The 20,262-nt window shown below is 35.3% G+C and carries 20 protein-coding genes; 4 read left to right on the top strand and 16 right to left on the bottom strand.

Annotation, left to right across the window (positions count from 1 at the left end; genetic code table 11):
* Nucleotides 1-602 precede the first annotated feature (602 nt).
* Nucleotides 603-1,448, bottom strand: a complete 846-nt coding sequence (locus tag F6K27_RS20545; protein WP_287278407.1) for a bifunctional 2-polyprenyl-6-hydroxyphenol methylase/3-demethylubiquinol 3-O-methyltransferase UbiG — start codon at nt 1,446-1,448, stop codon at nt 603-605.
* Nucleotides 1,449-1,690: 242 nt separating this feature from the next.
* On the opposite strand from F6K27_RS20545, the gene F6K27_RS20550 reads away from it, so the two are divergent.
* Nucleotides 1,691-2,494, top strand: a complete 804-nt coding sequence (locus tag F6K27_RS20550; protein ID WP_287278408.1) for a phosphorylase — start codon at nt 1,691-1,693, stop codon at nt 2,492-2,494.
* Here F6K27_RS20550 and F6K27_RS20555 read toward each other — a convergent pair.
* The 6 genes from F6K27_RS20555 to F6K27_RS20580 all read right to left on the bottom strand — a co-directional run bounded on the left by F6K27_RS20555 (nt 2,484) and on the right by F6K27_RS20580 (nt 8,506).
* Complete coding sequence (locus F6K27_RS20555; protein ID WP_287278409.1) at nt 2,484-3,044, bottom strand: Crp/Fnr family transcriptional regulator; 561 nt, start codon at nt 3,042-3,044, stop codon at nt 2,484-2,486. The genes F6K27_RS20550 and F6K27_RS20555 overlap by 11 nt on opposite strands.
* 469 nt (nt 3,045-3,513) lie before the next feature.
* Nucleotides 3,514-3,828, bottom strand: coding sequence for a hypothetical protein (locus F6K27_RS20560; protein WP_375339647.1), 315 nt, complete (start codon nt 3,826-3,828; stop codon nt 3,514-3,516).
* Nucleotides 3,829-4,130: 302 nt separating this feature from the next.
* Entirely contained in the window at nt 4,131-4,880 is a 750-nt protein-coding gene (locus F6K27_RS20565; protein WP_287278410.1) for an alpha/beta fold hydrolase, read from the bottom strand.
* 656 nt (nt 4,881-5,536) lie between these two features.
* A complete protein-coding gene (gene fldA, locus F6K27_RS20570) occupies nt 5,537-6,049 on the bottom strand; it encodes a flavodoxin FldA (protein WP_287278411.1) in 513 nt (170 codons plus the stop codon).
* Between the two features lie 81 nt (nt 6,050-6,130).
* Entirely contained in the window at nt 6,131-6,319 is a 189-nt protein-coding gene (locus F6K27_RS20575) for a hypothetical protein (RefSeq protein WP_287278412.1), read from the bottom strand.
* A gap of 1,155 nt (nt 6,320-7,474) precedes the next feature.
* Nucleotides 7,475-8,506 carry a chlorophyll a/b binding light-harvesting protein gene (locus F6K27_RS20580; RefSeq protein WP_287278413.1) on the bottom strand — a complete coding sequence of 344 codons (1,032 nt, stop codon included), beginning with the start codon at nt 8,504-8,506 and terminating at the stop codon, nt 7,475-7,477.
* Nucleotides 8,507-9,842: 1,336 nt separating this feature from the next.
* On the opposite strand from F6K27_RS20580, the gene F6K27_RS33865 reads away from it, so the two are divergent.
* The 3 genes from F6K27_RS33865 (at nt 9,843) to F6K27_RS20590 (ending at nt 12,078) form a co-directional block, all read left to right on the top strand.
* Entirely contained in the window at nt 9,843-10,001 is a 159-nt protein-coding gene (locus F6K27_RS33865; RefSeq protein ID WP_205127387.1) for an ATP-binding protein, read from the top strand.
* A 354-nt stretch (nt 10,002-10,355) separates the two neighbouring features.
* The gene (locus tag F6K27_RS20585; RefSeq protein ID WP_287278414.1) at nt 10,356-10,868 is read left to right on the top strand and encodes a hypothetical protein; all 513 of its coding nucleotides are present in this window, start codon (nt 10,356-10,358) and stop codon (nt 10,866-10,868) included.
* Complete coding sequence (locus F6K27_RS20590) at nt 10,861-12,078, top strand: FAD-dependent oxidoreductase (RefSeq protein ID WP_287278415.1); 1,218 nt, start codon at nt 10,861-10,863, stop codon at nt 12,076-12,078. The genes F6K27_RS20585 and F6K27_RS20590 overlap by 8 nt, the downstream gene beginning before the upstream one ends.
* A gap of 2 nt (nt 12,079-12,080) precedes the next feature.
* Here the strand turns inward: F6K27_RS20590 and F6K27_RS20595 are convergent, their stop codons facing one another.
* From F6K27_RS20595 to F6K27_RS20635, 9 genes are all read right to left on the bottom strand, one after another.
* On the bottom strand, nt 12,081-12,986 hold the full coding sequence (locus F6K27_RS20595; protein WP_287278416.1) for a sulfotransferase domain-containing protein: 906 nt from the start codon (nt 12,984-12,986) through the stop codon (nt 12,081-12,083).
* Between the two features lie 253 nt (nt 12,987-13,239).
* Nucleotides 13,240-14,145 carry a sulfotransferase domain-containing protein gene (locus F6K27_RS20600; protein WP_287278417.1) on the bottom strand — a complete coding sequence of 302 codons (906 nt, stop codon included), beginning with the start codon at nt 14,143-14,145 and terminating at the stop codon, nt 13,240-13,242.
* A 338-nt stretch (nt 14,146-14,483) separates the two neighbouring features.
* A complete protein-coding gene (locus F6K27_RS20605) occupies nt 14,484-15,389 on the bottom strand; it encodes a sulfotransferase domain-containing protein (RefSeq protein WP_287278418.1) in 906 nt (301 codons plus the stop codon).
* Nucleotides 15,390-15,641: 252 nt separating this feature from the next.
* Nucleotides 15,642-16,292, bottom strand: coding sequence for an SDR family oxidoreductase (locus tag F6K27_RS20610; RefSeq protein WP_287284037.1), 651 nt, complete (start codon nt 16,290-16,292; stop codon nt 15,642-15,644).
* Nucleotides 16,293-16,425: 133 nt separating this feature from the next.
* Nucleotides 16,426-17,199 (bottom strand): SDR family oxidoreductase, encoded by a 774-nt coding sequence (locus F6K27_RS20615; protein WP_287274273.1) that lies wholly within the window; start codon nt 17,197-17,199, stop codon nt 16,426-16,428.
* A 201-nt stretch (nt 17,200-17,400) separates the two neighbouring features.
* Nucleotides 17,401-17,877, bottom strand: a complete 477-nt coding sequence (locus F6K27_RS20620) for an MEKHLA domain-containing protein (RefSeq protein ID WP_287274274.1) — start codon at nt 17,875-17,877, stop codon at nt 17,401-17,403.
* Nucleotides 17,878-17,979: 102 nt separating this feature from the next.
* Nucleotides 17,980-18,717, bottom strand: coding sequence for an SDR family oxidoreductase (locus F6K27_RS20625; protein ID WP_287274276.1), 738 nt, complete (start codon nt 18,715-18,717; stop codon nt 17,980-17,982).
* A gap of 200 nt (nt 18,718-18,917) precedes the next feature.
* The gene (locus tag F6K27_RS20630; protein WP_287274278.1) at nt 18,918-19,655 is read right to left on the bottom strand and encodes an SDR family oxidoreductase; all 738 of its coding nucleotides are present in this window, start codon (nt 19,653-19,655) and stop codon (nt 18,918-18,920) included.
* A gap of 230 nt (nt 19,656-19,885) precedes the next feature.
* On the bottom strand, nt 19,886-20,262 hold a 377-nt coding region (locus tag F6K27_RS20635), incomplete at its 5' end, for an SDR family oxidoreductase (RefSeq protein WP_287300908.1).

Here is a 20,262-nt window from a genome sequence, read left to right on the forward strand (position 1 = left end):
ATTGAGTTATTTAGGATTTATTGCGATCGTGAATCAAATACAGGAAAAAGTTTTTTCCGCTGTTCCCTCACAGGAATCAGTATTCTCATAGGGTTTTGCTAATTTATATCAAATCCACTCGGGTTCGGTATAAAAAAAATTTTCATCTTCATCCAAGAGCAAATGTTTCGCGCATTCTCTTCCCTCCTGAGGAGGTCTTCCTGAGGAGGTTCTCCTAGATTAACTATCTAATTACACCGATGCTACCGGATTTGATATTACATCTGTCGTGGGCTCACGGTCGCACTGCTGTTCCCATATCTGGTGTTCCCTGTTCCCTGCTATAAAATTTTTAGGCGTTGCTGATTTGAGGTATGATATCTTGTCCGGATAAGAGGGCGAGCAAAAAACTTTCTCCTTTTACTCGGGGTTTCTTATTCTTTCTTCCTTCCTGAGGACTGACTCGGTCCTTCCCCTCCTGGGAGGGGCACGCGGGTGGGTTGACTCCTAAAGAATTAAAATTAATACCATACACGTGCTTCAGCAACGCCAATTTTTATTTTTGTGCAATAGACATCTCCAAAAATCAAAAATAAAATCAATTCTTATCCAGAAATTATCAATTATTCTTCTCTGTTCCCTGTTCCCTGTTCCCTGTTCCCTCTTTTCTGGAGATGTGTAATAACTCCTACTGTTGCGTGATAAATTGCTTGCGTATTAGGGTCTTCTGCAAACAAACAATAGTTGTCAACGTCAGAGTAGCTTGCTTTACCAGTTGCAATATATTTTTCTGTAAGCTGCATTGCAGACATTTTCATCATTTTGGCTATTTCCGATCGCCCTGGAGAAACAGGAGCATCATTTTCTACAGATAACTTTTGCCAATCATACTTTTGCAATATCTCTGGTAACTTCGCTCCTAAAGCATAATCTGTTCCTCTATCTGCAAACATTTTCTCAATAGCAAGATTGACTTGGTCTACTGACTGACACATTTGACTATCTCCCGCAATAGCTTTAGCTGCAGAAAAATCTGGTTCTTCAATGACTAACCATCCACCAGGTTTGAGCAAATCTACCATTTTTGATAAGGCAAGTTGAAAGTCTCGAATATGGATGAGAAGACAACGTGCATGAATTAAGTCAAAAGATTGACTTTCCAGTGCAAGACGGCAAAAGTCTGCTTCTAAAACTTCAATATTAGATGATTGAATTTTTGCTAAAAAACGAGTATCTAGGTCAACGGCAACAACCTTTCCACTATCTCCAATAACTGTTGCGAGCCATTTAGCGATCGCTCCTGCTCCTGCTCCTGCTCCTACTTCCAGACATTGCCATTTTTCTGTGATTCCAGTTGTTAAAATTCGTTCACGAGTTTTTGGGTCAAAAATTTGTTCGATCGCCTGCAGTCTTTCTAATTCTTTGAGATTTTGAGTATTGCTAAAAATATAGTCTGTAGACCTTGACATCTATAAAAATATCCCCCTTCTATTGTTGGCTAATTACTTATATTTCCAACAACAAAATATGAGGATATGCAGTTAAAATGTTCAAAAGCTTAGAATTATTTAAAACTTTTACCTCTAATATTATGTCCGGATAATTAGTAATGAAAAAATTTTCTCCTCTTGTTTACCTCTTTTTCCTTCTTCTTGTTCTCTCCTGAGGACTGAGTCCTCTCTCGTTATTTATAACTATATATATAATTGAAATGATTGATACAATTTTGGTTGTCCAAGGGCCAGAACTAAAATCTGTGAAGCGCGGCCTTACCCCTGAGTTATCTCAGCCTAAATTATTGTCTTTGCCTATAGGTGCTGCATCTGTTACTCGTTATTTGAATAACTGGCAAAAAAGACAAGATTTTTCCTCCCATCAACCCTCTACAATATTGGTTATGGGATTGTGTGGTAGTTTATCTAGTCAATATCAACCTGGAGATGTGGTTATTTATAATGAGTGTGTTGAATATATTGAAGAAGGAAGAAGGAAGAAGGAAGAGGGAAGAAGGAAGAAGTGTATGGGGACTCAAACTCCAATCAATTGTAAACACCATGTAGACGGCAGGGTATTAAACCCAAAATCAAAAGATTATTCTCAGTTACTCCGGCAAAAGTGCGATAGTGTTTTAACAGCTAAGTTGCAAACACATTTAAAAGGAAAAGCTTCTTTAGTAACGGGTTTAACTAGCGATCGCTTCATCTATAAGGCGCAGGAAAAACAACTATTGGGAAAAAATACTGGTGCAGAAGTGGTAGATATGGAAGGTTTTGCAATTCTCAATTTCTTTGCTAATTTATCTGTCTCCGTGGCGATGGTGAGAGTGGTCAGCGATGACTGTTATCATGACCTTCCCAATATCTCTTCTGCTCTGACATCATCTGGAAGTTTGCAACCTTTAGCATTGGCAAACACTATGTTTCGCCAACCACTGCCTGCTTTCCAACTTATTCGAGGTAGTATTCAAGGATTAAAAGTATTGCAGGAGGTTACAAGTTGTCTTTTTAGTGATTAAAAATAATTAGGCAATTATTCTGGGACCATCCTATTTTCTGTTCTTTTTCAAACTGATTTAGTAGTCGTGTTATAGTAACGCGACTGGTACCAATAATTTCAGCTAATTCTTGATGAGTTAACCTCATATCCAATATTTTTCCCTCTGGCAGTTGATTACCAAATCTATCGGTCAACCATTTTAATAATCTCAACAGTCGCAATTTGATTTTTCTAGAATGAATAATTCTGAGTAACTCTTGAGTTTTTTGAATGTGAGAAAGCATTACTTCTTGGGTATAGAAATAACCCCTTGGTAAGATACTTGCTTCTACAATAGTTAAACATTCAACTTGATAAGGATAAGATGGAAATAGAGGTTGACCAACGATGTCTCCTTGACCCCAAAATCCTAAAGTGATCGTATTTTCTTCTTCATTTTTGGTAAGAGTGCGAACCACCCCAGCATCTATTCGCCATAATAATATATCTGTTAATGGTATTAATTGGCGACGTTTAAATTGATGCTGCTTCAGTTTTTGGGGTTTAGTAATTACTGAATTTAAGCTCATAATTATTCTCCTATTTATTTGTGCTGAAAATTCCCGGATTTGACTAAGCAAAATTTGCTGTTAAATTTCTCAAAACAAAGAGTAATATAAAATCAGGTTATACATTAATCGCAAAATTACTTCATTTTATAGCGCGTAGCACTAGGGAATAGGGAGCAGGGAATAGCTAGCTGTAAAAGGTTTTTTCCTGCGGAATCCGTCAGGAAACAGGATTGAAAAATGTCTTAGCAAACATAATTTTGAATTCTCCTTCTAAGATAATTAAGTTAATAACTGATATCATGTCCGTTTGTATAGTTTGTGTAAACCCAAGCATGAATATATGAATATATATAGGAAATTTAAGTTTTTTCTTGCTCTTAACTTAAGTCTTCCTTCCTCTACCCTCTACCCTCTACCTTACCTTAGCTATACAATACCGATCTACCGGACATGATATGATAGCTGAATGCTGACTGCTGAATGCTGACTAATATTGTGAATTAGATTTACATTGTTGTAAGATTGGTTTTGCTAGATAATTACTTGGTTCATAATCACTACAATTTAGAGCTGTTTCGGTAAGAGCATTATAAGGATGTACGGTACATTTCAAACGATAATCTCCTGTAAAAAATATACAGCGACTACAAGGAATTTGATGCAGTCGTCTAACATAACTTATTCCTTGCTGAAAGGTCAAACAAAAATTCCGCAAACCTATAGTAATTAATGATAGAAGACCCATCATAAAAATGATACGACCTAGATTTTGAAGTAGATATTCTGGAATCAAATTAATCATAGTTCTAACTCTATTCTGAATTAATAATTTGGGAAAAATTACTAATTATATTTAGTCGTATATAGTAATTATCATACTTGTGAGGTACACAATTCTGGGTTTTAGGCAACAGGCAACAGGCAAATACAAAGAAAAAAGATAACTGTACCTCGCTAACCTGAGAAACGCTATAACTAGGAAAAATTTAAGAGATTGCTAACTATTTACTTACGGTTTTTTCAAAAGAAATAAAACACTTATTTTTCTGAAAAATAAGCCAATAATTAGCAATAATAATTTGCGCTCTAGTTATTTGACTAATATCAAATTTTACTCGCTATTATTTCCTGAGTTATATCCGATAAAACCAGTGCATTATTCTGCCAAAATTCTAGCAGTGCTTGTGCTACATTTAGAGGATAAAAATGATGGAAAAAATAACCACCTTCAGGACATTCCCAAATTCGGTCTCCGGGTTTTAAAAATGGTTGCCATCCTCCAATTAAATTAGGATCGATAATTGGATCGTCATTGCCACCACATACCATTAAAGGTACAGGAACTCCTCTAGGAACCATACTTTGGCGTTTTAACAATGAGTGAGGTGATGGAGATAAATCTAAATCTCTCTCTAATATCCTGATTAAATTTTGAGTATTTCTTTGATCTTGTTCGCCAAATAAACTTTGCACCATATTAATCAAAATTGTTTGGCGACTACAAGGTAAAAGATGGCGATGTACATAATAATGTGCTTGCCAATCAACTGTAGGATGAACGCCGACAGATAATAAAGTTAAAGACTTCACTCTTTCTGGATATTTACGAGCATACATTAATCCTACTAATCCACTTGTACTATGACCAATAAGATGAATAGGTTTATTCAAAGATTTGAGATAATCATGGAGTAAAGTAACAGCTATGTCTAGAGTACAAGGTTCATCAGCAGTTTGAAAATAACCCCATTCAGCAATTAATACTTTCCTTGATAGGTAATGAATCAATCGTCGGTCAAAAACTTGTAGACTAGGACTGGTATTTAACCACAATACGTCTGGAATCTTAGACATTACTTTTCATTCTCCTAAGTTATCAAGATAATAATTAGTAAATAGTATCTTTAAGTACAAAATAATTGTGCAGAAGCAAGAAGGTAATTTCAGGAGTAGGTCTTGAGAGTTTCATAGATTAAATCTGGTGTCAGTAGTTAGGAGGAAAAATCAAGATAAATAATTAAATGAAATAGTAAAATCTTGCTACATATCCCTCTATTAAAAGCAAGAATTGAGAATATTTTCCATAGCATTCTTTTTCACATTTCATATTAATTAGTCGTGGGTATTAATTTCCTACTAGTTAATAAAATACCAGCAAATTTATGATTGAACGTGGCTCTCAAATTTACTCCCGAAATCTGCGAGTTGTACAGAATCAAATTCAGAAATTCTGACGGGCGTGACTTCTGAATTTTGTATTGGTCGAGTTTGTTTAGTTCTCTTTTTTTCCTAGCTTTCTAGAAGGAAGAAAGCATTGATCTATTCAGAGAGTTAGATTGATTTATATAAATCAATCTAGTTTAGTAAATCTCCTTTTACCCTCTAAATAAAATCAGATTTTCCTAGATTTTTAGAAGGAAGAAAGCATTAATATATTCAGAGAGTTAGATAGATTTATATAAATCAATACAGTTTAGTAAATCCCCTTTTACTCCCTGAATAAAATCAGACTAAATTCCAAAATCTATTTTGAGTTGTGCTACCCATTTTTTGACGCGTTCTTCTGTAAATTCAGCTTGATTATCTTCATCAAGAGCTAAACCTATAAATTTACCGTCTTTGACAGCTTTAGATTCACTATACTCATAGCCATCAGTAGGCCAATGTCCAACTGTTTTACCACCCAAACTAGAGATTTTTTCTTCTAGAATACCCATGGCATCTTGAAAGTTGTCGCCATATCCTATTTGGTCCCCTGTGCCAAAATAGGCTACTTTTTTACCATTAAAATCAATATTGTCTAGCTCATCAAAAAAACCTTCCCAATCACTTTGTAGTTCACCAATATTCCAGGTGGGACTAGCAACTATAATGTTTTGATAACCATCAAAATCTTCGGTATTTACCTCATCCATATTATGGATAGTAACCACATCGTCTCCACCAAATTCTGCCTGAACCATCTCTGCTACTGATTCAGTTTTCCCTGTTGTACTACCGACAAAAAGACCAATATTTGACATTTTTTACCTCCTTGGTAATGATTTATATTAATGGTAGTTAGATGTTACTAACTTTTGGCAATTAAAGTTCTTGAATTAGAATTAATCAATATCTAATTCATCACAATAACCAGACCAATCACTTTGTAATCGATCCAAATTATTGTTGGCATTGATTGTTTGATTTTGCCCATTAGTTTCTACTTCTAAATATTTAGTCTGGTTTTTTTGACGACCATTTTTGTTGACTTGTCTGATTTTCCATGAAGCTAGTTTTCGTGAAGTTTGCATTTGTTCTGATTTCCTATATTTATTTGATTTCTGAAATTAAGTTGCTTAAGTAAAGTTTAGTAATTCATACTTTTCAGTAGCTAAATATCATTCAAATTACCATTAATTCTGATTGTTTATTTATCTGAAATCACTTGACAAAGCAGTAATTATTATCGAACAGAGAACAACTAATAAAGGTATCGTCGTTTGCGTGTAAGTTAGTGGCTGAAAATAGCACAAAATAAATATACAGTCCACTTATTCATTGGAACCAACTAACTAACTTATAGTAATAGAGAGATAGGTTAGGACTTATGCGGATGATTATCTGAATCAGGGGAAATGTTTTTCCCACTGTTCTCTCACAGGAGTGGGCGTTCTCTCTCTTGGTCGATTGGATATGGCGAGGAAACTTTTCCCTACGGTCCCGGAACCGGAACGTCATCCCACCCTACAGGAAGCTCCGAAGAGGAGTCGCACCGCTGTTTCCTGCTATGGTTTGAAGACAAACTACTCTATTTAAAGCAATATCTATTGAATTGTTGCCTATTCAAGCTGCATATTTTACTATCGGATAAAATCGCGATCGCCCTTTACCTATAAGTATTTTATCCATAATAACTCTTGAAAAATATGCAATTTTAGATACCTGAAAGCTTACTGTACTCAAAATTTACCTGAGAAAAGATGAGAAAATATCTCAATAAAATGCGAAAAATATTTTTGGTTAAAGTCTTAGTTTACAATATGTTTAATCCTTTGTATTGTTAGTAGAGATTTCAGTCCAACTAATGAGAAATATTTCTATTAATATTAACCCACAACCTAAGTGAACTTGTCAAGTCTAAAAACAAAATTTTTTCCACTTGATATCAAGAAAACTCAAAAGCACTTACTTCAGAAGGAAATAAGTAAGCTTGCAAGGAAAAAAAGCAGCGTTCATCGCTCAAACAGCAAATATGATGTTTGCTCATAACTACCGACTATTGACTACTGAAGATAGACTACTGACTATAAAACTATAGCGCTATATAAATAAATATGGCGCGGACATTCCTCTATTCTCTATTCCCTGAAACACTTTGATGACAACTGATAACTGAAATGACAGGAGTCAGTTCCTCAGACCTAAGTAAAAGAACATCCTGACTCCTGAGTTTTAGGCGTTAGTTGTTAAGACTCAGCAACACCATTCAAAGCATTTTCAACACGCTTAAAGTCAAAACCCATAGCTCGCAGAGCGTGCCAGAGATGACCTTGAAGGAAGAAGAAAGCTAAGAAGAAATGGGCATTAGCTAACCAACAACGAGCAGTATGAGCACCTAAAGGCAACTCTAAAGTATCAGCAAAATAGGGAGTAATCCCAAGCTTAATATCCAAAACTGGGCCATAAAACTCTACAGGATAAGCTAAAGTATTAACGGCACAGAAATAAGCTGCAACAAATCCTGCTAAAGCTATTCCACCTAGAGAGTAAGAAAGAATTGCTTCCCCAGAGAAGATTAAAACCCGTTTTGCCCAAGGAAGTGGCTCTTTGATAATGTGCCAAAGGCCACCTAAAACTAGCAGAATTCCCACATAAACGTGACCTCCAACTAAGTCTTCTAAGCTATTAACACTGGCAAAATGAGTTTGATATCCATATATTACTAATGGATCGAGAGTGGGATTAGTTACTAAACGTACAGTTTGAGTTGTCGCATCATAAAGCCCACCAAAATACATAGCTTTGGCTACTAATAATAGAGCACCAAATCCTAAAAAAAGTAGGTGATGACCTAAGATTATTCCGAGCTGTTTTGGGTTATCCCATTCAAAGTGAAATTTCTTAGCTCCACCTGTTGCATCTTTTAAGTTTTCTGGAACTTTAAAAGTATGAAAAAGTGCTCCTGCACCTAAGACTGCTGATGAAATTAGATGTACAATACCAACAACAAAATAGGGATAAGTATCTACCACTTCTCCACCGTTACCGATACCTAAACCTAAAGTTGCTAGGTGTGGCAGTAAAATTAAGCCCTGTTCTCCCATAGGTAAACTAGGGGAATATCGAGAAATTTCAAATAGAGTAAAAGCTCCTGCCCAAAAGGTAATTAGAGCTGCTTGACCTGCGTGAGCAGCGATGAATAAACCAGATAGTTTAGCGAAGCGAGCATTACCAGCCCACCAATCGTATTTAACCTCTGAATTATCATAAGTTTGCATGGTTTTTTCCTTGGATTATAGTCCGGTTAGCAATTGTTATGGCAACAATTACTACTTTTTTTTTATACATCAGTTAATATCTGTGTATATAAAAATATATTATACACATGATTATAGAAAAACAGTATGATTAATTACTTTTGTAAAAAAAACTTATTGAAGAGTCTTTTGAAAAAATATCAATTTAATTTTGTTCAATAAATTTTACAACTAAATAATGCTTAGGCAGTTATGCTTAAGATGGCTATTAATAGATTATTGTCTACTAAATATGTAAATTAAACTACTGATAAAGCAGATATATACCGGGAATAATTATCTATTTTTTACAGATAAAATTGGTTGACAATCTATCAGAAAGTTACACCATTTTTGGTAAAACTTTCTTTCATAAAGTCAACAACTATGGCAGTATAAAATTGGAGACTGCCCTAGCATAAATTCTAATTTTGTGTCGGCCAAGTCACTAATTTGAGCAGATGGCAGTATGTAGAAATGCGATCGCTCATCTCAGTAATGACTCAGCTCTATTCTGTATTGCTGAAATGGGTGGAAGGTTCTAATTGTGATATCATATTCTTAATCAAAATACATAGCTTTGGCCACTAATTACAGTGGTCATTTTTTTTGCTTCTGGACTAGAGTAAGTTTGAATACTTTTTCTCTGATGTCCAGATTGATAGTTATGGCCTTTTACCTCTTGTTACAGAGTATATTACATACTTATTGCAACTAATATTCAATAAATTTATGGATTTGTCAAGAGTTTTTTTGATATTTTTGATCATTATTTTTTTTTGGCCTTACCAAAGTTAAATCTTAAGAATCCCTAAAATTCATGAAATAAAACTCTTTGATTTTGCTGCTACAAATGGTTGATACAAAACGAATCTGAAATTAACCGCCTAAAAGTATTGACAAAACTTGTCATTAATATAATAATGTAAATTACATTGCTTATGGTGTTCTTCTCTCTGGTAGGACAACGGAGTCCCTCAGTCATACTGAAAATATTCACAGTTTGACTGGAAAGCAATTAGGGACTCTTTTTATTTGCCATTCTCCACAACTTACAGCAGTTTTCATTTGAATAGACCACAGTAGTGACGTTCCATGGAAGGTCTCTACTAGACTGACACAGCTAAAACTGTGGAATAGATTTTTGTTTGTAGGTGTCTTTATCTCCGTATCTCCCCATCTAAGGCACCATTTCAGTTGACGCATTAGACGAAGCAAGTGAAGGCAAAATTTACGCTGACATTGAAGTCAACAATAATCGCATTACTATTAGTACGAAATTAAGTTAAGTACTGAGAAAAATATGGCGGTGGTATAAATTGCGGATAATCGTCAAGGAATTAGTGAAAAAGCGCACTCAAAAATATTCAAGCAGGGATTTACAATAAAAGGGGTGGGCAAAGGAACAGGGTTAGGACTGGCGATCGCGTGGCAAATTATCGTAGAAAAACATGGCGGAACAATAACCTTTAAGTGAGAATTAGATAAACGCACAGAATTTATTATTTCTCTTCCTTTGATTTAAAATGATTGATTGAATGGAAGAGAAAAAAGTGGGGTGCATCTCAATTTTGAATAAAGCCAAAAAAATATTGCTTTTAGGGAACAGGGAACAGGGAACAGGGAACAGGGAATATATAATAGTAAAAAAGTATTTTTGCAAATATGAGATGCACCCAAAAAGTGATTGCTCACCCTCCTGTTTTTGTTAAAATTAAACGGTAAAAAAGATTAGTCATTTTTTTGTCGTATTATTTCAATTTGATTCAATTTTATACTATAAAACTATGATAAAATCAATTCATACTCACTTAACTAAAACCATCTATATATGCAGCTTAAAACTATTTGGCAATTAGGTAGCAATAATCCAGAAAATCCAAATAATCTAGACACGATCCGTCAATGGTGGGCAGCCATAGCTGACACAGAAATTACCTGGCGACAGCGACTTATTCCTGCTAGTGGAGATATTACAGAACTTGATTGGGAACCTCAAAGATTTGATGAAATATTTCTCATTTCTCAACCAGAAATTCGCGGGATTACTCTTTATTGGCAGAAACCTAATTCTCCGACAGAAAGCAATACAACTGTGCAAAAGTTAGAATTAAATCATACTAGTCAGGAATTATATATTTTTCCTAAATCTCAACAACAATTGGTAATTAGAGTTGCATTGCCAGAGGTAAAATATCAAAGAATTGAAATTAATAATCCCGCAGTTTTAGTCGAAAAAAATATTATCTTATTTCAGGATGCAACGCAGTTATTAGAAGTACAAATTAAACTAACACCAGAACAGTTAAATCAATTGAAAGAAAAACTTAAAGAAAATGACTAATCATACCCATGAAATTATTGATGTACAGCAAACAACTTGTTGCATAGTTGGTGGCGGACCAGCAGGAGTTGTATTAGGATTACTATTAGCGTGTCAAGGTATCCCAGTTACTCTGCTGGAATTACATCAAGACTTCGATCGCGACTTTCGAGGAGATACTATTCATCCTTCCGTAATGGAAATAATGGCACAAATAGGTTTAGCAGACCGTTTGTTAGAGTTACCCCATTCCAAAGTTCGCACACTCAAGTTAAATTCTCCCACTGGTGACATTACTCTGACTGACTTCAGTCACTTAAAAAGTGCATATCCTTATATTACTATCCTCCCACAAGCAAAATTTTTAGAATTTATTGCTACTGAAGCGCAACAGTATCCTAATTTTAATTTAATTATGGGTGCAAACGTACAGGAAATTATTGAAGAGGATGGAGTAGTGAGTGGGATACGTTATCGCGGTCATGGAGGTTGGCACGAAGTTCGAGCATTATTAACAGTGGGAGCAGATGGTCGTTTCTCCCGAATGCGTCAGTTAGCAGGTTTTGAACCAATTAAAACTTCCCCACCAATGGATGTAATGTGGTTTCGTTTGCCACGCAAGTCAGAGGAACCTAATGGTTTATCAGGTCGTGTGGGTAATGGCAAGATGGTAGTTTTGCTCGATCGCTCAGATTTTTGGCAAGTAGGTTATATGATTTCTAAGGGTGCTTTCGCACAACTGCGTACTGCTGGTATAGATTTTTTGCGAAAATCTTTGGTTGAGTTAGTGCCGGAATTTAGCGACCGCTCCCATTTACTTGAAGATTGGTCTGATATTGCTTTTTTGTCTGTAGAGTCTAGTCGTCTTCCTCAATGGTATCGTCCAGGTTTACTACTCATTGGTGATGCTGCTCATGTGATGTCTCCTGTGGGTGGAGTCGGAATTAACTATGCTATTCAAGATGCAGTTGTAGCAACAAATATTCTCAGTGAACCCCTGAAACGCGGGAGTTGGCATTTGTGGGATTTGGCAGAGGTGCAGCGTCAAAGAGAATTTCCAACTACAGTTATTCAATGGTTTCAGGGGTTAGCTCAAAAACGAATGATTGCTCGTGCGCTGAATCAAAATCAGCAGTTTACTATTCCTGCTTTTTTGCGGTTACCGATACTGCGGGATATTCTGGCGCGGTTGATTGCATTTGGGATTTCGCCTGTGCGTTTGAATAATTAAATTTAATGATTAGATGGTTTGAGTAATACCACTTTCCCATCAGGTAAATTCAGATTTTCTGGGAATTTTTCTGGTAATTCTGGGAGAGAATCTATGTAAGAATTCAGTGGATAATTTAACAGTTTTAATAGAGGAGTTGCTATTTCTAAAACTTCCTCTTTTTGTGCCTCGCTCAGAAGATCTATCCACTGTCCTAACTTTCCTTTTCTTAGGTGATTTTGACTATCTTTCTTCATGTGATTAAATGATACTTTTTCTTTAATCTCACCTTGAGCTTTTTCGTCTAAATCAATTTCCAAATATTCTAATATTTTTTCTAGCTCCCGGTCAAAATTATGCAGCAATCTTTCATAAAAAACAAAATGAATATGCAAATATTTCTGATGTTTTAAATATCCTCCTACATGATTCATCCAGTCAGAAACAATTGTTTTCAGGTTGTTGTTTAAATAAGTTTCTGGATCGGTTTCATCAGAAATGATATAAGGGTAATATCTTTGCATATAAGGAGAAAATACAAAATTAGACCAAGAAATTAATACATCTCTGGGATCACGAATAATATATATCAGCTTGTCAAATTTTTGTATAATATTTACAACATTACTACTCATCGGAGCATGAGTCCAAACTACACTACAGCTATTAATATAACCATCTATATCATCAACTGGGTATCTAAATACATTACCTAGTCTATAAAATACAGCATTTTTTGTAATATCTAAAAAATTAATATTGATTTGCCCTTTGAACAGATTCAGATTTAATTTTTTAGCAGCTTCATATATGGGTTGATTTTGGATAAAACTTTCATATTGAAAATCACTATAATCAATAATATTATGTAAGATTGTATGTAGCCAAAAGTTGCCACTTTTAATTAGCCCAGCTTTTAGGATGTGCATAGTCTTCTCCTGATTAATTAATTGTAGTAAAAATAATTAAGCTATCCCACTAATAATGTTTTTGCTAAAAAGCTTAACTATTGTCATAACTAAAAACAATAAATAAAACTTTTCAGGCAAATTTTACTCAAAGAAATAAGTATTTTTAGAATAGTGGGATAGGCTCATTAGTCTTGAACCTGTGCTACGGGATATTCCGGTACGGTTGGTTGATTGTGTTTCAGATTTTTTCTGTACGTTTGAATAATTAAATTTAATGATTAGATGGTTTGAGTAATACCACTTTCCCATCAGGTAAATTCAGATTTTCTGGGAATTTTTCAGGTAACTCTGGCAAAGTATCTATTTGATTATTCAACGGATAATTTAACAGCTTTAATAGAGGAGTTGCCATTTGCAAAACCTCCTCTTTTTGGGCATCGGTGAGAATATTTACCCACTGTGCCAATTGACCTTTTCTGATATGATTAGGACTATCTTGTTTCATGCTATTAAATGATACTTTTTCTTTGATTTCACCTCTAGCTTTTTTATCTAATTCAATTCCTAAATATGCTAAAATTTTTTCTAGCTCTCGGTCAAAATCATGCAGCAATCTTTCATAAAAAACAAAATGAATATTCAAATCTTTCTGATGCTTTAAATATCCTCCTACATGATTCATCCAGTCAGAAACAATTGTTGTTAAATTTTTGTTTACATAAGTTTCTGAATTAGTTTCATCAACAGTAAAAAAAGGAAAATATCTTCTTACATAAGGAGTAAATATAAAATTAGACCAAGAAATTGATACGTCTCTAGGGTCACGAACAATATATATCACCTTGTCAAATTTTTGCATGATAGTAAAAGCATTACTACTCATCTGGGAATGACTCCAAACCAAAGTAGAGCTATTAATATAATCATCTATATCATCAACTGGATGTCTAAATATATTACTTATTCTATAAAATACAGCATTTTTTGTAATATCTAAACAATTAATATCAATCTGCCCTTTTAGCTGATTAACATCCCAAGTTTTAGCAATTTCATATATGGGTTGATTTTGGATAAAACTTTCATATTTAAGACCGCTATAATCAATAATATTATGTAAAATTGTATGGAGCCAAAAATTGCCACTTTTAATTAGCCCAGCTTTTAGGATGTGCATAGCGTCCTCCTGATTAATTAATTGTAGTAAAAATTATTAGTGCTGGAACCTTGCTACAACATATTCCAACCCAGTTGATTGCCTTGGGAATTTCGCCTGTGAGGGTTGGTCAATTCCATAAATGGAATTTGTTGGGGTAATCCCCTCGTAATTGGTCTGACCGAGGTAGGCAGAGTGGTACTATAGCGCTACGCGCAAGTTAGAACTCAGAACTCAGAAGTAATCTCAGAGATTGTTTCAGGATTTAGCAATGTCCTAACGTATTTGCGTAGTGCTATACCTCTACAGATATCCCAATCAATTACCAACCCTTACCCGTGGGTTTGAATAATTGAATTTTAATGATTAGATGGTTTAAGTATCACCACTTTCCCATCTGGTAAATTAATATTTTGGGGTAATTTTTCAGGCAATGCTGGTAGAAAGTCTACTTGACTATTTAGTGGATAATTTAACAACTTTAATAGAGGAGTTGCCATTTGCAAAACTTCCTCTTTTTGTGCATCTGTTAAAATATCTACCCACTGTCCTAATTGACCTTTTCTTAGATGATTTGGACTCTCTTTCTTCATCTGATTAAATGATACTTTTTCTTTAATCTCACCTCTAACTTTTGCGTCTAACTCAATTTCCAAATATTCTAAGATTTTTTCTAGCTCTAGGTCAAAATTATCTAGCAATCTTTCATAAAAAACAAAATGAATATTCAAATCTTTCTGATGTTTTAAATATGCTCCTACATGATTCATCCAATCATTGATGATTGTTTTCAGGTTGTTGTTTAAATAACTTTCTGAATCTGTTTCATCAGAAATGACATAAGGGTAATATCTTTTTATATAAGGAGTAAATACAAAATTAGACCAAGAAATTAATAAATCTCTAGGGTCACGAACAATATATACCAGCTTGTCAAATTTTTGTATAACATTTAAAGCATTACTACTCATCTGAGCATGAGTCCAAACCAAAGTAGAGCTATTAATATAATCATCTATATCATCAACTGGATATCTAAATATATTACCTATTCTATAAAATAGAGCATTTTTTGTAATATCTAAAACATCAATACTAACTCTATCTTTTATTTGATTGAGACCCCAAGTTTTAGCAATTTCATATATGGGTTGATTTTCAATAAAGCTTTCATACTTAAGACCGCTATGCTCAATAATGTTATGTAAAATTGTATGTAACCAAAAATTACCACTTTTGGCTAAACCAATTTTGATAATGTGCATACTGTTCTCCCGATTAATTAATTGTAGTAAAATTTATTAGGATTAAACCTGTGCTGTAGAATATTCTTGCACAGTTAACTAAGTTGAGGATTCACATCTGGGTCAATACAGTTTCCTACGGAATGCTGCGCAAACAGAGCAGACAAAAATTCATCTGATTGACAACGTAAATATAAGCTCTTACACATTACAGATGTGCAAAAAAAAATCTTTAACTGAACCATATTAACATTATTGATTTCAATCAATAATTTATCTTCCTTTGTAATAAGGATGTACATCAATGCTACAACCACCATCAACAAAAAGAGTTTGCCCAGTAATATAACCTGCCTCTTCTGAAAAGAAAAAACCAATAGTTGCAGCTACCTCCAAAGGTTTACCAAAACGTTTCATTGGTATCCCCCTTATACACCGCTGTTCCACTTCACTTCCAGGTGGGCAAATACGTTTAGCCATTTCTGTTTCTATTCCTCCAGGAGCAACAACATTAACAGTTATCCCACTTGACACTAACTCCAAAGCCCAAGTGCGAGCCAAACTAATCATTCCAGCTTTTGCTATAGTATAACTGGTGCGGTCTTGCGCTCCCAAAGCAGCAATGCTGGCAATATTAACAATACGACCCCACTTTTTCGCCTTCATTGATGGCACCACCGCTTGAACAGTTTGTATCGCAACACGCAAATTTAAGTCAATAACTGCCTCGAAATTATCCAGTGTTACCTCCTCTAGTGGTTGTGGGTGTACTATTCCTACATTATTTACCACTCCATCAAAAGAATACTGCTTGGTTAAATTAGCCAGAGTTTCTGTTGTAGCGTGGCGATCGCTCAGATCGACTGTAGACAAACCTATTCCCCGACTTGCACCAGTAATTAAGGTTATATGTTGTTGTGTCATTTTATTTGAGACTTTAACTACAAATTGACCATAGTTTGACAACCTCAGATTAATTTATAGTGGAAATTATAAATTAATCAGGCTATTACAGATTTGTGCAAATGCTAGACCTAACCAGGAAATATAACTACAACTATTTCACAGTATAACCACCATCTATTGGTAGGGAATGACCTGTAATAAAACTAGCCGCATCGGAGCATAACCAAACAACAGCATTAGCTACTTCTTCTGCTTGACCAATACGACCAATAGGGTGTGCTGCTAACATTTGTACTTTAGCTTCACTATCATCATCCTTGCCAAAAGCACGGTCAACCATATCTGTTTGAATTACACCAGGACAAACACTATTAATTCTAATACCTGCTGTTGCGTGTTCTAAAGCAACAGCTTTTGTTAAACCTATCACACCATGTTTACTAGCGCAGTAAATTGAACCATTAGCAAAACCAGTTAACCCAAACATAGAAGCATTATTTACTATTACTCCCCCACCATTTTTTAACATTTGTGGAATCTGATATTTCATTGATAACCAAACTCCTTTAAGATTGGTATTAATAATCTGATTCCAATTTGATTCAGTTTGTTCAATACTAGGTCCTAATATGCCTTCTGTACCTGCATTATTGAAGGCATAATCTAAACGATTATAAGTATTAATTGTTTGATTAACTAAGTTTTCAACTTCAGTAGCTTGAGTAATATCTGTTTTGACAAAGATAGCTTCACTACCCATTTCTTTAACCATTGCTATTGTTTCTTGACTTTCTCTTTCCCTACGACTGGCGATCACTACTTTGGCTCCTTTTTTTGCAAAACCTAGGGCGGTAGCTCTACCAATACCTGAACTACCTCCTGTAATTAGAGCAATTTTTCCCTCAAATTCTTTAATTAGATTCATTGCTTTTATCCTTTTTAAAACATGATGATGTTCAAACTAATCTTAGTATTTATAGTATTTTTTTTACATAAAAAGTTCAAAAAACTTATCAATTTAAGATTGTATTATTATAGTCTATTAATTATCAAATATTACACATAAAATGGAGTCTAAAATACCTAATATTTTATTGCCTAGATAATCACAATTCACCACTACTAGCTAAATATACTCCCACTCCTTAAAAGTAGTAGCTTGACCACATTGCTGTTGATTTTTATCTAGAAGATTCCAGACGGTAACATCTGAAATCCAAAACCGTTTACCTGTGCTGGAAATACGAATCCCCCGATAACCACTAATATAACCTTGAGTTTTTACCTGAGTCAGTAATAGCTGGCGATCTTCTCGCTCTGGAAGTTCTGCTGTCTGACGAGAAGGGGTATTAGTAAATTGCTCCCAACTCATTTCCCATAGATCCAAGGCTTGCTGATTACCATAATTTAAGATAGGGTTTTCTTCCATACCGTGAGAAGCAACAACAAATGGAGCTTCCCACAATGCTTGAGCTATTGTTTCCGGTGTTCCATCTATATCCAGTAGAGATTTACCAGTCCAATATTTATAGCTCAATAACAACCTTTGAGTATGGCGAATTATAGTTTCTTGTTTCCAGGGATATAAAATATTTTCAGTCATTGATAATTTTTCAACAGTTAATTATCAAGCATTCTATCTTAATTTTCTACCTTTTGAATTAGATTGTCCTTGAAATTTTACCTGTAAATTTGAATCAATAATTTATCTTGTTTTGTAATAAGGATGTACATCAATGCTACAACCACCATCTACAAAAAGAGTTTGCCCAGTAATATAACCTGCCTCTTCTGAAAAGAAAAAGCCAATAGCTGCTGCTACTTCCGAAGGTTTACCAGCACGTCTCATTGGTATCCCACCAATTAAGCGCTTTTCCTCTTCACTTCCGGTTGGAAAAATGCGCCTACCAATTTCTGTTTCTATTCTCCCAGGGGCAACAACATTAACAGTTATTCCACTCTTGACCAACTCCAAAGCCCAAGTGCGAGCCAAACTAATCATTCCAGCTTTTGCTATTGTATAACTGGTGCGGTCTTGCGCTCCTAAAGCAGCAATACTAGAAATATTCACAATACGACCCCACTTTTTCGCCTTCATTGATGGCACCACTGCTTGAACAGTTTGTATCGCAACACGCAAATTTAAGTCAATAACTGCCTCGAAATTATCCAGTGTTACCTCCTCTAGTGGTTGTGGGTGTACTATTCCTACATTATTTACCACTCCATCAAAAGAATACTGCTTGGTTAAATTAGCCAGAGTTTCTGTTGTAGCGTGGCGATCGCTCAGATCGACTGTAAAAAATTCACCAGGAAAGGTCTTTTCTGGAGCGTGACGTGCTAGGCCAATTACTAGGTGTCCTTTTTTCGCCAGATATTCTGCTGTAGAGTAACCTATTCCCCGACTTGCACCAGTAATGAGGGTAATGTGTTGTTCTGCCATTTTCTTGAGAGTAAAATAATTTATCAAAATAACATGGGTCTAAAACCCCGCCTTTTAAGGCGCAATATTTTTGGAGAGTTGCTCACGCATCCCCTACTTCCCCTCCTGGGAGGGGGAGGGGCGAGGGGTGGGTTAACTTCTAACTTCTAACTTCTAACTTCTGACTTCGTTTGACTTCTGACTTCTGACTTCTGACTTCGTTATCTTGTCTTGTAATAAGGATGTATATCAATAGTACAACCACCATCTACAAAAAGAGTCTGCCCAGTAATATAACCTGCCTCTTCTGAAAAGAAAAAGCCAATGCTTGCAGCTACCTCCGAAGGTTTACCAAAGCGACCTATTGGCACCCCCCTTAAATAGCGCTTTTCCACTTCACTTCCTGATGGGTAATAATATCTAAATAATTCTGTGTCAATAGGCCCAGGAGCAACAGCATTAACAGTTATCCCACTCTTGACCAACTCCAAGGCCCAAGTGCGAGTGAAACTAATCATTCCGGCCTTACTGACAGCATAAGTGCCACGGTTTTGCGCTCCCAAAGCAGCAATACTCGAAAGATTAACAATACGACCCCACTTTTTTGCCTTCATTAATGGCACCACTGCTTGCACAGTTTGGATAGCAACACGCAAATTTAAGTCAATAACTGCATCGAAATTATCTAGTGTTATTTCTTCTAATAACTCTGGGTGTGCTATTCCTACATTATTTACCACTCCATCAAAAGCATACTGCTTGGTTAAATTAGCCAGAGTTTCTGTTGTGGCGTGGCGATCGTTCAAGTCAACTATGACAAATTCACCAGGAAAGGGTTTTTCTGGAACGTGACGTGCCAGGCCAATTACTAGATGTCCTTTTTGCGCCAGATATTCTGCTGTAGAGTAACCTATTCCCCGACTTGCACCAGTAATTAAGGTTATATGTTGTTGTGTCATTTTATTTCAGACTTTAACTACAAATTGACCATAGTTTGACAACCTCAGATTAATTTATACAGGACTTACCCATGAATCCTATTGGTAGGGTGTGAAGCGCGGTAGCGTAACTGAGCGAAACCCTATATATGTTGTCAGTGCATAAGTCCTGTTATACTGGAAATCATAAATTAATGCGGTTATTACAGATTTGTGCAAATTATAGACCTAACCAGGAAATATAACTACAACTATTTCACAGTATAACCACCATCTATTGGTAGGGAATGACCTGTAATAAAACTAGCCGCATCGGAGCATAACCAAACAACAGCATTAGCTATTTCTTCTGGTTTACCTAAACGACCAATAGGGTGTGCTGCTGCCATTTGTACTTTACCTTCACTATCATCATCCTTGCCAAAAATACGGTCATTCATATCCGTTTGAATTACACCAGGACAAACACTATTAATTCTAATACCTGCTTCAGCTTGTTCCAAAGCAACAGCTTTTGTTAAACCTATCACACCATGTTTACTAGCGCAGTAAATTGAACCATTAGCAAAACCAGTTAACCCAAACATAGAAGCATTATTTACTATTACTCCCCCACCATTTTTTAACA

The sequence above is a fragment of the Okeania sp. SIO2F5 genome (assembly GCF_010692685.1).
In the GTDB taxonomy this organism is placed as follows: Bacteria; Cyanobacteriota; Cyanobacteriia; order Cyanobacteriales; family Microcoleaceae; genus Okeania; species Okeania hirsuta.